This is a genomic window from Brevibacillus reuszeri, assembly GCF_002897295.1.
Classification (GTDB): Bacteria; Bacillota; Bacilli; order Brevibacillales; family Brevibacillaceae; genus Brevibacillus; species Brevibacillus reuszeri_A.
Genome location: NZ_BEXF01000007.1, coordinates 92,039 through 105,833 on the forward strand (window position 1 = coordinate 92,039; position 13,795 = coordinate 105,833).

Here is a 13,795-nt window from a genome sequence, read left to right on the forward strand (position 1 = left end):
GTTATTCCCCTTTGTCTGGGAGCCGTTGTTGCGCTGTTCGTTGTTGCCATTCTTTCAGCTCAGCTTTGATTTGATAGAGCTCTGCCCTGGTTTCTAGCTTGAACGCCTTCATTTCACTGCGTATGCAGGCAAGCTCGTAAAAAAGCTTGTCCCACAGCTCTTGATCCTTCTCCATGTTCGCCTCCTTTCCAGGTCAAGGTACAGCCGGTAGACGCACCGTCACCAATGTACCTTTCCCAAGCTCGCTTTTGATTTGGACACTGCCCTCCATGGACTCGATGATGCGGCAAGTCACCATGAGGCCAAGCCCGGTTCCCTTTTCCTTTGTCGAGTAAAAAGGAAGACCGATTTGGGCAATCTGCTCTTTAGACATGCCTGATCCTTCGTCACGTATGGTGATGATGATGTGTGCGTCGACTTGCTCTACCTTTATATACAACACGCCTCCATTCTCCTGCATGGCCTCAATGCCGTTTTTCATCAGATTCATCAAAGCCTGCTTCACCTTGGAGGAGTTACTGTATATAAACATCTCCGCTTTCGTGCTGGTGACGATCTCTATTCCATTAATCACGGCATATGAAGCCATGAGAGCAGATACTTCCTTGACGATCAGCGTAATATCCAGACGGTCCTTTACCTCCGCCTGAGGCTTCGCCAAATTCAGATAGTCTGAGATGATGAATTCAGCTCGGTCCAGTTCGTTTAAAACCAGTTTTATGTATTCATTCTTATGCGGCTTGGTCTCTTCCCCCAGCAGCTGGACGAAGCCGCGCACAACCGTTAGCGGATTGCGGACTTCATGAGCTACACTGGCAACCAGCTCACTAATCAGATTCAGTTTCTCGGATCGCTCCACCTGAATGCGAATGATGTACGATTCCCGGATGTATTCCATTAAATAAGTAACGACACCCAATACAACCAGGCTGAGAAGCCCTATCTCTGCAATCGGCTTGAGATGCGCGTACATTTGAATCGTGGTGTACCCCTTCACAAGTTGTATCCAAAAGAGGCCGATCAATATGGACACTTGCTTCACGAAGCCAACAAACAGGATGACGCCCATTCTTTTTCGAAAGGAATAGCTAAACCATCCCTTCACCCAAAAGCTCGCAGCGCCAGCATAGATGATGCAGCTAAAAATCGTCAGAAAGATGCCTGCCCCTGATCCTCCCTGAGAAATCCGAAAAGCAATCATGACGAGAATCGTTAATAAACCTGGGATATACCCAGCGTAAAGAATGGTAATAATGATAGGTAAGGCACGAAAATCAAACACCGAGTCTTCGCCAAACTGTATAGGAAAGCTCATGCATAAAATGACACTTATCGAACTAAGCAACACGACGAAGGATGTTTGGACATCCAGTCTGTTTAAATTTGAACGATCCAGCCAGACACCCTTAAACAATAGGACAGGGACGATAATGAATAAAAATTGCAATAATATGTCTTTGATGATTGGCATATCGGTTCCTCTGATCGTTATCAAATTTTTTGCACTTTTCTTTCAGAATACCATTATATCCAGTCTGTCTGGAAGCGACATTTTCAACATCTGGCAGAGACGATGTTTTCCTTGCGGTGACCTGCACATTTCCCTATGATGAAGAAGAGCTTGTTTGAAGACCTTGGAGGTAAGACATACACATGCGAAATGGTATCAAGCGTGAAGATATTGAATTGTTGGCCCCTGCCGGTAACTGGGACTGTTTGAAGGCTGCTGTTGCAAACGGCGCCAATGCGATTTTCTTTGGTGTAGAAAAGTTCAACGCCCGTGCGCGAGCAGAGAACTTCCATATGGCGGAACTGCCTGAGATTATGTCCTATTTGCACATGTACGGTGTAAAAGGATTTCTTACTTTTAACATTCTGGTGTTTGAAAACGAATTGGAGGATGCTCGTGAGCTGATTGACGCCTGTATTCATGCCGGGGTAGATGCGGTTATCGTGCAAGACCTCGGTCTGGTAAAGCTGATTCGTGAAATCTCTCCTGACTTCCCGATTCACGGCTCGACACAGATGACGATCACCTCACCAGAAGCTGTTGAGTTCACCAAGCCTTTTGACATTGAGCGTGTCGTACTTGGCCGTGAAAACTCTCTGAAAGAAATTAAAAAAATCGGCGAAAAGGCAAAGCTACCGATGGAAGTGTTTGTCCACGGTGCCCTGTGTGTTTCCTACTCAGGCCAATGCCTGACCTCGGAAATGTGGGGAGGCCGCTCTGCAAACCGCGGTGAATGTGCACAAGCCTGCCGCTTGCCGTATGATCTGATGGTGGATGGCGTACAAAAAGAGATGGGCAACATCGCTTACGTGCTCTCTCCGAAAGACCTGGCTGCTATCGACCTCGTACCGGAGCTGATCGAGGCTGGCGTCACTTCCTTTAAAATCGAAGGACGTCTCAAATCTCCGGAATATGTAGCTAACGTTGTGAGCAAATACAATGCAGCGATTGAACGTTATTTTGCAGGACAAGACACAGGACCAAGCGAGCAGGAGGTTCGCGAGCTGCAGCAAAGCTTTTCCCGTGGCTTCACTCATGGCTTCCTGACCGGAACCAACAACAAACAGCTGGTCGACGGGTCGTTTCCAAAAAGCCGTGGCGTGTTTTTGGGTACTGTCAAAAAGCTCCTGGGCAACGCTGTGCTCGTTGAAATCACATCCCCTGTCAAACGCGGGGATGGAATCGTATTTGACGCGGGCGACCCGACGCAAAAAGAAGAAGGCGGACGCATCTACGACATTCTTTCCCGTGGCAAAAAAGTAGAAGGCGAAGTCCAAAAAGGCATGTACGAAATCGTGATGGGTCGAAACGATGTCAACCTGAAGCGTCTTCACGTAGGGGATCGCGTCTGGAAAACGAGCGATCCTGAGCTGGACAAACGACTGCGTAAAACATTTGAGACGGAAAAGCCGTACCACACCTTCCCGTTAGCCGTGCATGTGAGCGGCAAGCTTGGCGAAAAACTGAGTGTCACTTGGGTAGACAAGCTAGCTAATCATGCAGTCTCAGTCCCATCTGAAAAGCCTGTGGAGGCAGCTCTCAAACGGCCATTGACCACAGAGCTGTTGCATGATCAATTAAGCCGTCTCGGTGGCACCTTGTTCCATCTGGAGCCAGGTGATTTGACTGCTGATCTCGATGGTCATCTAATCGTCCCTGTCAGCGAGTTGAACCGGATGCGCCGGGAAGCAGTAGAGCAACTGACGTTCCTGCGTTCCAAGCCACCTGTCTATCGCCATCAGGATGTGAACGTGTACGCGGATGTTCCGAAAAAGCAGCAAGTAGAAAAGCCATTGTTGACCGCTCTGTGCCGTTCCCTGGAGCAATTGGAGGCCGCTGCTCAAACAGACGTAGATTTCCTCTACGCTGACTTTGAGTTCGTCAAGCAGTATCCAGAAGGGGTCAAGCTGGCACATAAATACGGCAAGAAGATCGGAATCGCGACCATGCGCATTCATATGCCGGATGAAAACGGCGTTCTGGCACTGATCGCCAAAAGCAAGCCGGATGCGATTTTGGTGCGCAATACCGGGGCACTCTACTACTATCTCTCTCGTCGGGACGAAATTGACATCCCATTGATCGGCGATTTTTCGCTCAATGTTGCCAACCATAAGGCCGTCGAGCTGTTCCTGGAGGCTGGTCTGTCGCGCGTCACGCCGTCGTATGATTTGAATATCCAGCAGATGGTTGATTTGCTCGGCCGCTCCAATGCAGCAAACATGGAGCTCGTCATTCACCAGCACATGCCGATGTTCCATACCGAGCACTGCGTCTACTGCACCTTCATGAGTGAAGGAACAGATCACACCAACTGCGGAACGCCTTGTGAGACGTCCCGTATCTCCCTCAAGGACCGCGTTGGCTTCTCTCATCCGGTTCGCGTCGATACTGGCTGCCGCAATACGGTCTACAATGCGATCGACCAGTCTGGTGCGGAGTATTTGAAGGAATTCCAAGGCCTTCAGGTTGGAAGCTATCGGATCGAGTTTTTGGAAGAAGAGCCTGAGCGGGTAAAAGAAGTCATCGACCTTTATCGCAAAGCATTGCGCGGAGAAGTAAGCGGCACACATGTATGGCGCACCCTCAAGTCAACTAACCAACTGGGCGTCACGCGTGGACAGCTGACGAAATAAACACCTTTTCTCGGGAGGAGAGAAAACAATGGCTGATCTGAACCAACCTACAGTGGAGAACCTCACTGTCATCATCGAGGGCATCAAAGCAAAGCTGAATATGGCAAACACAGCTGTCATGCGCCCAGAGGATTTTGATTTGGAGCATTATGAGGACCTGTTGTATCTGTACAACATGGTGCAGAAAAAAACAGCTTTCGGCATCAACGAAATGACTGCGATCGTCGAAGAGCTGGGTGCTATGCGAAAGCAAGCATAATCATAAACGAAAAAAAGCGTCGCTCCCTGATTGGTGGGGCGGCGCTTTTTCCTTTTGAATGATGACTTTTGGCAACTAATCGCTCAGGAAAGCTGCGGGACGCGTTTTTTCTCTGTGACCTCATTTCTGCGCGGGGTGTTGTTACGCATAAATAGAGCCAATATCAGTGCAATGACCGTAAATAGCGTCGCGATCCAAAACGCATCGCTCGTTCCCATCGCCATGCCCTGCATGGTAGCCAGGCCCATATGTGCCTGATCGGCTGGATTGATATGCTCACTTCTGACGATGTCCGCTGTATGTGCTGCACTTTTCGTCGTCATGATCGTCACGAACAATGCTGTCCCCAATGCTCCGCCAATCGCATTAATCGTATTGGACATAGCGGTTCCATGCGGATTCAATTTCAGCGGCAGGGCGTTCAAGCCTGAGGTCATGACAGGCATCATCAGCATCGACAGACCAAACATGCGAACGGTATACAAAGTCACTAAATAAGTGTAGGTCGTATACAAGCTCAGCTTGGTAAACCCAAAGGTCGTGACGATGGTGATGACAAGTCCAGTCAGTGCCAGACCCTTCGCCCCAAACTTGTCAAACAGCCTGCCTGTTATCGGCGACATAATCCCCATGATAATACTGCCGGGCAATAGCAGCAGACCTGATTGAACAGGAGTAAAATGCAGGATATTTTGCACATAGACAGGCAGCAGAATCATGCCTGAATACATCGACATGTTGACCATCAGGCTGATGAGGACCGCCAGTGTATAGGTCGGTGTCTGGAAAATACGGAACTCCAGCATGGCATGATCAATCGTTAGCTGCCGCCACACAAACACTCCCAGACTGATACAGCCAATGGCCAGCATAATGATTACTTCCGTATTTCTCCAGCCCAAGCCTCCCGCAGAGCTAAATCCGTACAACAAGCTTCCAAATCCGATTGTCGAGAGCATGACTCCCCACACATCCAGCCTTGGACTGCTTGTCTCGGTGACATTTTTCAATACAAAAGAGGAAATGATCAGGACGATAATAGCTATCGGCAGGACAATGAAAAACAACAGTCGCCATGAGTAATGCTCCACAATCCATCCGGAAAGCGTAGGACCAATCGCCGGGGCAAACACCATCGCGATACCGACGATGCCCATAGCCGATCCCCTTTTTTCAAGCGGGAACATATTGAAAATCACATTCGTCATGAGCGGCATGAGAATGCCCGCGCCTGATGCCTGTACGACACGCCCGACCAGCATGATTGAAAAGCTTGGCGAGATGCCGCAAATAAGTGTTCCGGCGGCAAACAGACTCATGGCGGTAATGAACAGCTGTCTCGTCGTAAATTTTTGCATCAGAAAGGCTGTGGTCGGAATCAAGACACCATTGACCAGCATGTAGATCGTAATGACCCATTGTGCGGTCGAGGTCGTGATATGGAACTGCTCCATCAGTTTCGGCAAGGCGACATTTAATAGCGTCTGATTGAGCAAAGCGGCGATGGCACCCGCAATAATGACAGCGAGAATCGGCCCTCTACGTATCGAATTGCCTTCCACTGCTTGATGTTTTGCCATGATCGTCTTACTCCTTCTCCGCCTACAGGTAATGGTTTTCCAATCCTCGATAGTATGTAACGAGGAAGTGTTTGCCATTCTCATTCAGCAAAAAAGGACAGGCTGCTTAAATAAAAGCCTGACCAATACGGCCAGGCTTTCCCAATATCTTTTTATAGAGTTTGATTGTGACTTAGACTATATTGTTTCATACTTTTTCAAAACAATCACTGCATTATGCCCACCAAAACCGAATGAATTGGAGATGCCAATATTCAGATTCGGTTGTCGGCGTACCTGATTCGGCACATAATCCAAATCACAGAGAGGATCACGTTCTTCCTGATTGATCGTAGGCGGAATCAGCCCTTCCTGCAAGCTTTTGGTAAGCGCAATCGCTTCAGCGCCACCAGCAGCTCCAAACATGTGCCCGATCATCGATTTATTCGCAGTAACAGGAATCCGGTAGGCGCTCTCCCCAAACAAACGCTTGATGGCTGCTGTTTCTGACCGATCACCGATTTCGGTGCTGGTAGCGTGCGCACTGATCAGATCTACCTCCTCTGGCCCTATCTGCGCTTCCCGTAGCGCCGATTTCATCGCTAGATAAGCACCGGTGCCTTCTGGATGAGTCGCGACCATATGATAAGCGTCCGAGCTGGCTCCGTAGCCAATCACTTCAGCGTAAATACGAGCATTGCGGCGCTGTGCATGTGAGAGCGACTCCAGAATCAGTATCCCTGCGCCTTCTGCCATCACGAAGCCATCTCGATTGGCATCGAATGGTCTGCTCGCTTTGGTAGGCTCCTCATTTCTCGCGGACAAAGCGGTGGCATTCCCAAAGCTGGCAAGAGAAATTTCGGTAACTGCCGCTTCCGCCCCGCCTGCTACGACGACATCCGCTCCCCCCATTTTGATCAGCCGAAATGCTTCCCCGATCGCTGTATTGCCAATCGAGCAGGCTGTTACAGGTGACATCGTTGGACCCTGGACACCGAGCTTGATGCTGATCATGGCCGCAGCCATATTAGAGATCATCATGGGCACAAGTGTAGGGCTGACACGCTCCGGGCCTCTTTCCTGCAAAACGGCATGCTGGTCGAGAAGCGTTTGCACCCCGCCAATTCCAGAACCAACATAGACGCCTACACGCTCACGATCTAGCTGGTCAAGATTCATACCTGAGTCGGTTATCGCTTCTTCTGTTGCTGCTAGCGCATATTGGCAAAAACGGTCCATTCTCCGTGCTTCCTTGCGTCCGAAACGCCCCTCCGCATCGAAATCTCGAACGATCCCCGCTATTTTCGTTTTAAATCTCGTAGTATCAAATGTATCAATGCGGGATATGCCCGACTTCCCTTGAACCAAGCTATTCCAAAATTGGTCAACCTGATTTCCATTTGGTGAAATGACTCCTAGTCCAGTAATAACGACCCGTTCCATCGTGATCCCCCTATCGTAATTATCCTTATGGACACCATCTTGTCACACCTGTTATCCTATTACAAGTTGTTGTTTATCCTAGTATAATGAATACCAGAATGACCACCACTACCAAGGATTGGATGAAAACGATGAATCATCAGACAAGATTGCAGGCTTTGTCTACGTTTTTAAAAACGCAACGAGCGAAAATATTGCCCCAATCAGTCGGACTTGCTCCCGGGACCCGCAGACGCACGCCTGGTTTGCGCAGAGAAGAGGTAGCCCAACTAGCAGGTGTTAGTGCTACTTGGTATACATGGCTTGAGCAAGGACGCGACATCAAGGTGTCTGCGTCTGTTTTGGACGCGGTCGCCAAAGCATTACAGCTAACCGTAGATGAGCGAAAATACCTGTATGCACTCGCAATGGAAACAGGTACCGGAGTCAGTATCCAAAAAGAAGAGGCCCCGCAGATCAGCCCCTCGCTTTCGCGGATTTTAAAGGAGCTACGCTCTTGTCCGTGCATCATTTCAGACAGACGCTTGCACATCGTCGGGTGGAATGATGCCGCCTCGCACGTGTTTATGGATTTTGAACAGATCCCATATGAACAGCGAAATATGCTGCGCCTTTTGTTTTCGCGAAAAGAATTTCAACGACTGGCTGTCAATTGGGAGCATTTTATGAGCGGCTTTCTCGCCATTTTCCGTGCCTATTACGGACAGTATGTGGAGGATGAGTGGTACGAGCAATTTTTAGCAGAAATGAAAGAAGTACATCCTGATTTTCTCGCTCTCTGGGAAAAAAGTGAAGTCAGCTCGGCTCCTGAGGTTTCGATTGAATTTCGTCATGCAAAAGCCGGAAAGATGCTTTTCCATCTAACGTCACTACAAGTACAGGGCAGTGCAGATTTGCGCTGCAGTATTTATACGCCGGACCCAGACTCTGCTACTGAAACGAAGCTGAGGCAGCTAATGGAACGGCCCGAGCAAACAAATACCGCTTATGAAGAAAAAGCCTGACCACAGTGATATTATCCCCTTTGAGTAGACAGTGTAAAAAGCCCGCCCACCTAACGGTGGGTGGTACACTCTACTTGGAGGGGATTTTTCCATGGCTAAAAAAGGTCAAACATTCAAGCGATATTCCGAGGAGTTTAAGCTGAGGGCAGTAAACATGTATCAAGAGGAAGGGATGGGTTATGAAGCAATAGCTAAAGAATTAGGGATACCTAGTAAAACTCAAGTTCGACAATGGGTACGAAAAAAGAATAGCGGCGAAAGTTTTGTGGATCAAAGAGGAAGGAATCGTTCGAGTGACACCCCATTTGTTGGTCGTCCAAGAACCAAGTTTACTACTGTTGAAGAGGAAAGGGACTATTTAAAGGCGCAGGTAGAATACCTAAAAAAGCGCAATCCCAGTCTACATCTGGGGGGAAGGTATGGAAAATAACTCGGTTTATGATCATGCACGAGATGCGTAAAAAATATCCACTTACTTGGTTGGTAGAAATCGCGCAAGTGTCACGGTCGGGTTTTTACAAATGGCTTAGCACCAAAGGAAGGCCGTCAGCAAGAAATGAGTCCAATCAAAATTTGAAAAAGCATATGATGGCGATTCATTTGGAGCATCCATACTACGGCTATCCACGAATGCAGATAGCATTAAAGAAGAAAGGATTGAATGCGAATCACAAGCGAATATACCGCCTGATGAAAGAATTAAACCTTCAATCCATCATCAGAAAGAAGCGCCGCTATTTTGGTAAAGCTCCTTCCATTGTATATCCTAACTTACTTAACCGTAAGTTTAGAGTGGATAAGCCCAATAAGGTATTTGTAACAGATATAACGTATGTTGCACTTCATAACCGTTACTATTACCTTTCGGTCATTCAAGACCTATTTAACAACGAAGTTGTTGCCTGGAAAATTTCCAAGCGAAATGATTTACAACTTGTGTTAGACACTGTAGAACAGCTAAACGATGAAAGAGACGTGCAGAAGGCAACCCTACATTCAGATCAGGGCTTCCAATACACGTCTCGACAGTACAATAAGCGAATAAAGGAACTTGGCATAAGTGGCAGCCACTCTCGCAAAGGAAACTGCCTTGATAACGCCTGCATCGAATCCTTTTTTTCGCATCTCAAAACTGAGACATTGTACTTTACTGAGTGTAAGACAGAAGAAGACCTCTTTCAAGCTATTGAAAAATACATATGGTTTTATAACCATGAACGGTTTCAGAAAAAATTAAACCAGTGTGCCCCGGTAGAATACCGAAACACACTGGCTGCTTAGGCTTTTTTAATTGTGTCTACTTGACAGGGGTAAGACCACAGTGGCCAGGCTTTTGGTTCCAATTTTGTTTAGTGATTGATGATGCCTACACGCGCTCCTGCTGCAGCGTGATTGTCGGCTTCCACACAGCCTTCCTTCCACAGCATGTAGCGAATACTGTCAGCCAATGCTTCCCAGCTCGCTTCGATCACGTTTGTAGACACGCCGACTGTACTCCATTTTTCCCCGTTGCTTGCCGATTCGATCAAAACGCGAACCTTTGCTGCCGTTGCACCATTCTCATCGAGTACGCGTACCTTGTAATCGGCGAGATGCATATTGGCGATGCAAGGATAATAGCCTTCCAGCGCTTTTCGCATGGCATTGTCGAGGGCGTTGACCGGACCGTTGCCATCTGCTGCTGTATGAACGGTTTCGCCATTGACGCTAAGCTTTACTGTAGCCTCCGAAGTGATCGATTGCACAGCCGCTTTTTCCATCAAAATTTTGAACGAGTCGAGTGTGAACAGGTTTTTCAGCTTGCCTGCTGCTTCCAAAAGCATCAGTGTTAGTGAAGCTTCCGCCCCTTCATACTGATAGCCCTGGAACTCGCGCTCTTTAATCCGGGTAATCACCTCGCGTGCTTTTTCACGATCCAGCGAGAGATCGATTTCCAGCTCCTCCATTTTTGCCAGCAGATTGCTTTGACCCGCCAGCTCGGAAACGAGAACGCGCCTTTTGTTGCCGATATTTTCCGGCTCGATATGCTCATACGTTTTTGGATCACGCAGCACGGCGCTCACGTGGATACCACCCTTGTGCGCAAATGCACTATGTCCAACAAACGGTTGATTGTTAGGCAGTGTCATATTAGCAATCTCTGCAACATAACGAGAGAGCTGCGTTAAATCTTGCAGTTGTTCATTCGAAATGCAGGTAAACCCGAGCTTCAGCTGCAAATTCGGTACAACAGAGATCAGGTTGACGTTTCCACAGCGTTCGCCGATTCCATTGATCGTGCCCTGTACCTGCTTTGCTCCCGCCTGAACTGCTGCCAGAGCGTTCGCGACCGCTACCCCGCTGTCGTTGTGTGGATGAATCCCAATCGGAACACGCAGCTGGTTCACGGCGTTTTTCACAATATCATAGACCTCATGTGGCAGGCTTCCGCCATTTGTATCACACAGAACAATCCAGTCTGCGCCAGCTTCCTCAGCAGCCTCGAGTACCCGTAGGGCGTAGCGAGGGTTCGCCTTGTAGCCATCAAAGAAGTGCTCCGCCAAAAAGAGCGTCGTCAGGCCTTTTTCTTTGAGGAAAGCAACGGAATCAGCTACCATTCGAATATTTTCTTCCAGTGTCGTTTTTAGAGCGTCTGTAACGTGCAAATCCCAAGACTTCCCAAAAATTGCAGCTGCCGAGACACCACTGGCGATCAGCGCCTGCAAATTCTCGTCCTCGGATGCAGCTACGTTCGGACGACAGGTGCTACCAAAAGCCGTAATCTTGGCATGCTGCAGCGGAATCTCCCGGACGCGCTCGAAAAATGCCATGTCCTTTGGATTGCTGCCTGGCCATCCACCCTCGATAAAATCGATACCAAACTGATCCAGCCGCAGTGCGATCTTTATCTTGTCTTCCACTGACAGGCTGATCCCTTCCCCCTGCGTACCATCTCGCAGGGTCGTATCATACAGATACACCTTGCTCTCCATGTCTCCACCCATTTCCATTGTTTTTAAGCTTTTTATACGCTCCAGAATTTATTAGCATTCACGATACTGAAATCTGGAACTTTCAGAATAATCCCACCATTTGAAACTTTGGATGTTACCCAGTATAACATAGCCTAAATGGAAAGAAAACGCGCGAAATCACTGGTTTTTTCTATGTCCTTGGGTGGAGGACAAAAGCTGCCGTTTGCTCGATTGCTGCCTCGAGCTGAGGCGAAGTTCCCGAAAACGGATGACGCGTGTTAAACGTATGATCGGCGCCCTCTATCCAGTGCAGCTCACTGTTTTTGGCAACCGCGTGCAGGCGTTTTGCACCCTCTACCAGACGGACAAAATCTTTTTCGCCAATGATGATGCACAGAGGCTGCTGCATCACAGAAACCTTTTCCAAGAGGTCGTATTCCTGCTGATTGTTATCCACATCATCAATAACTACGCGTGTAATAGGCATGTTTTGGCCTGTACGCGCATTCGGTATGTAGCCTACTCCGTTTTCCTCAATTTGCTGGCGCAGCTTTTCATCAAACAAATTGACATGGGCGATTCCGTTCCAGGTGACGATGCCTGTGACATGCGGGTTGCCTGCACCAAACAGAATCGCGTCTCCTCCGCCCTTGCTATGCCCGAGTACATATAGGCTTGTTTTGTCTACATAGCTCGGTAAAGGAATTTTGCCAGCTGTAATCCATTCCGTCAGCACGGTTAAATCTGCAATCTCTCGTGCGTATGTATTGCGCCCGAACTTCTCCAGCTCGTCAAAATCAGTCAAGCTCTCCCCTACACCGTTGCAGCTAAAGTTGAACCGGATCGTCGCAATTCCCCGTTTTGCCAGCTCCTCTGCTACATACGGAAAGCTACCCCAATCCTTGAAGCCCTTAAAGCCATGGCAAAAAATAAGCAGTGGCTGTTTGGACCCACTGGACTCAATTGCGTGTAGATCACCACGGATGATCAAATCGTCTCCTGCCGGAATGGAAAAAGTAGTATGGATCATTGATCGTTCACTCCTTCATGAATATGCCTCGATTTTACTTTTCTTCTAGTATGCTATGTTCCCTTCATAAAAGAAACAACAGCAATAAGAAAAGCTCTAGATGAGCAGAAGGTTATGCTTGCTTGATCAGGAAGCGAGTATGCAAGAAAAAAAAGACCTTCCGTTGACCGGAAGATCCTAGTATTGTGAACGGGCTTGAGCTTGCTCTTGCTCTTGCTCTTCTATTTGATTGGCGAGGTATAAAGCGTACTCCAATGGTCTGCGCACAGCCTGCAAGTATCGCTTATGCTGTCCCAGCTGTCGAAATATTTCCCGTCCCGGCTTGGGATTGATCTCGATGATCCATACTCTACCCTGAATATCGATACCAAGATCAAATCCAAATTCCATCATCTGTCCATAATGCTTCTCGATGCGTGACACCGTTTTAAGCGCCAGCTCCTTGCACTCCAAAATGATGCGCTCTGCTTCTTCCCGCCCGAAATGATTAATCAAAAAAGCAGCCGCCGGCACCGCAGAACCTCCCCCGTGCAGATTGGAGGTCGATGAACGACTTGCCCCTATGCGTATGCCCATGCCTGTCAGGCGCCATTCGCCACTGCCGTCCTTTTGTACCAGCAGCCGTGCATCCACCGTTCTCCCTGGTATTAAGGACAGCTGAAGTCCTTGCTGCAAGAAAAACTGCTCATTCCCGCTCTTCTCTGAATCCATCCAGCTCTCCAGTCTTTTGCATAAATCAGCAAGGGTGTACAGTCTTTCCCTGCTTTTGGCCTGCTGCTTGGTCCTGCCGTGTAGCACGTATCCGCTCGACTGTCGTTCCACTCGCAAAATACTGCGTCCTCCCGTGCCGTTCGTTGGCTTTAAGTAAACCATGCGGTGCTGCTCAAGCATGGAAAACAACGTTTCTTTGGAATAAGGACACGTCTCTGGCAACCATCGCGCAAGCTCTGGGTCCTGCACGAGTACCTGGTGTACGCGATATTTATTGGAGAAGCGATTATTCGCATAGCGAAACCATGGCTGCTTGCGAAAAGGCAGATACATACTATGCTTAGCTAACGGATAATAGCGATATCGGTCGATGACTATGTCGGGCCAATCGTACCAGTCACTCGTCCAGCCGGTCTCCAGCGGGACATAGCCTCTGATTTGGCGGATTGAATAACGGACATCCTGCGGACTGAACAAAAAGACCTCAGCGCCCATTTTCACTCCTTCCTTTACCAGCCGGCTCAGAAAACCTGGTTCAACAAATCCTGTTTCTCCTCGGTAGGTTAGTATGCCAATCCGTTTCCGCACCGGGGGCAACACCCTCCTTTGTGTACATTCGCCCTATCTCCCTATCAGTTTATGGCTGAAAGTAAAAAAAGCGCCTTTACCCTTGATAGGCAAAAGCGCAT

11 protein-coding genes are annotated in these 13,795 nt (G+C 48.5%); 4 read left to right on the forward strand and 7 right to left on the reverse strand.

What is annotated here, in order from left to right; translation table 11 throughout:
- Position 1: 1 nt before the first annotated feature.
- Both C3B52_RS36440 and C3B52_RS13250 read right to left on the reverse strand, forming a co-directional pair.
- The gene (locus C3B52_RS36440) at positions 2-175 is read right to left on the reverse strand and encodes a hypothetical protein (protein WP_164684775.1); all 174 of its coding nucleotides are present in this window, start codon (positions 173-175) and stop codon (positions 2-4) included.
- 18 nt (positions 176-193) lie between these two features.
- A complete protein-coding gene (locus tag C3B52_RS13250; RefSeq protein ID WP_235615700.1) occupies positions 194-1,471 on the reverse strand; it encodes an ATP-binding protein in 1,278 nt (425 codons plus the stop codon).
- Positions 1,472-1,653: 182 nt separating this feature from the next.
- Between C3B52_RS13250 and C3B52_RS13255 the strand changes: the two genes are divergently transcribed.
- Both C3B52_RS13255 and C3B52_RS13260 read left to right on the forward strand, forming a co-directional pair.
- Positions 1,654-4,146 (forward strand): DUF3656 domain-containing U32 family peptidase, encoded by a 2,493-nt coding sequence (locus C3B52_RS13255; protein WP_103106565.1) that lies wholly within the window; start codon positions 1,654-1,656, stop codon positions 4,144-4,146.
- A 28-nt stretch (positions 4,147-4,174) separates the two neighbouring features.
- A complete protein-coding gene (locus C3B52_RS13260; protein ID WP_103106566.1) occupies positions 4,175-4,405 on the forward strand; it encodes a DUF1128 domain-containing protein in 231 nt (76 codons plus the stop codon).
- Positions 4,406-4,488: 83 nt separating this feature from the next.
- Here the strand turns inward: C3B52_RS13260 and C3B52_RS13265 are convergent, their stop codons facing one another.
- Positions 4,489-5,985: a DHA2 family efflux MFS transporter permease subunit gene (locus C3B52_RS13265; RefSeq protein ID WP_103106567.1), complete on the reverse strand. Its 1,497-nt coding sequence runs from the start codon at positions 5,983-5,985 to the stop codon at positions 4,489-4,491.
- Positions 5,986-6,162: 177 nt separating this feature from the next.
- Positions 6,163-7,407, reverse strand: coding sequence for a beta-ketoacyl-ACP synthase II (gene fabF / locus C3B52_RS13270; protein ID WP_103106568.1), 1,245 nt, complete (start codon positions 7,405-7,407; stop codon positions 6,163-6,165).
- Between the two features lie 131 nt (positions 7,408-7,538).
- Here fabF and C3B52_RS13275 point away from each other — a divergent pair, with 131 nt between their 5' ends.
- Positions 7,539-8,411, forward strand: a complete 873-nt coding sequence (locus tag C3B52_RS13275; RefSeq protein ID WP_103106569.1) for a helix-turn-helix transcriptional regulator — start codon at positions 7,539-7,541, stop codon at positions 8,409-8,411.
- A gap of 91 nt (positions 8,412-8,502) precedes the next feature.
- Positions 8,503-9,692 (forward strand): IS3 family transposase gene (locus C3B52_RS13280; RefSeq protein ID WP_103106485.1). Its coding sequence is split into 2 segments (ribosomal slippage): positions 8,503-8,791 and positions 8,791-9,692, totalling 1,191 coding nucleotides; the frame shifts between segments, so codons are not numbered across the junction.
- Positions 9,693-9,760: 68 nt separating this feature from the next.
- Here C3B52_RS13280 and cimA read toward each other — a convergent pair.
- The 3 genes from cimA to C3B52_RS13295 form a co-directional block, all read right to left on the reverse strand.
- Positions 9,761-11,383, reverse strand: coding sequence for a citramalate synthase (gene cimA / locus C3B52_RS13285; protein ID WP_103106570.1), 1,623 nt, complete (start codon positions 11,381-11,383; stop codon positions 9,761-9,763).
- A 172-nt stretch (positions 11,384-11,555) separates the two neighbouring features.
- Positions 11,556-12,395: an alpha/beta hydrolase gene (locus tag C3B52_RS13290; protein WP_103106571.1), complete on the reverse strand. Its 840-nt coding sequence runs from the start codon at positions 12,393-12,395 to the stop codon at positions 11,556-11,558.
- 177 nt (positions 12,396-12,572) lie between these two features.
- Positions 12,573-13,694, reverse strand: coding sequence for a YheC/YheD family endospore coat-associated protein (locus C3B52_RS13295; RefSeq protein ID WP_103106572.1), 1,122 nt, complete (start codon positions 13,692-13,694; stop codon positions 12,573-12,575).
- Between the last annotated feature and the right edge of the window lie 101 nt (positions 13,695-13,795).

Excerpts from the sequence above, each read along its gene's own strand:
- fabF (WP_103106568.1), bottom strand. The coding sequence starts at position 7,407 with ATGGAACGGGTCGTTATTACTGGACTAGGAGTCATTTCACCAAATGGA.
- cimA (WP_103106570.1), bottom strand. The coding sequence starts at position 11,383 with ATGGAGAGCAAGGTGTATCTGTATGATACGACCCTGCGAGATGGTACG.
- C3B52_RS36440 (WP_164684775.1), bottom strand. The coding sequence starts at position 175 with ATGGAGAAGGATCAAGAGCTGTGGGACAAGCTTTTTTACGAGCTTGCC.
- C3B52_RS13290 (WP_103106571.1), bottom strand. The coding sequence starts at position 12,395 with ATGATCCATACTACTTTTTCCATTCCGGCAGGAGACGATTTGATCATC.
- C3B52_RS13255 (WP_103106565.1), top strand. The coding sequence starts at position 1,654 with ATGCGAAATGGTATCAAGCGTGAAGATATTGAATTGTTGGCCCCTGCC.
- C3B52_RS13275 (WP_103106569.1), top strand. The coding sequence starts at position 7,539 with ATGAATCATCAGACAAGATTGCAGGCTTTGTCTACGTTTTTAAAAACG.
- C3B52_RS13265 (WP_103106567.1), bottom strand. The coding sequence starts at position 5,985 with ATGGCAAAACATCAAGCAGTGGAAGGCAATTCGATACGTAGAGGGCCG.
- C3B52_RS13250 (WP_235615700.1), bottom strand. The coding sequence starts at position 1,471 with ATGCCAATCATCAAAGACATATTATTGCAATTTTTATTCATTATCGTC.
- C3B52_RS13260 (WP_103106566.1), top strand. The coding sequence starts at position 4,175 with ATGGCTGATCTGAACCAACCTACAGTGGAGAACCTCACTGTCATCATC.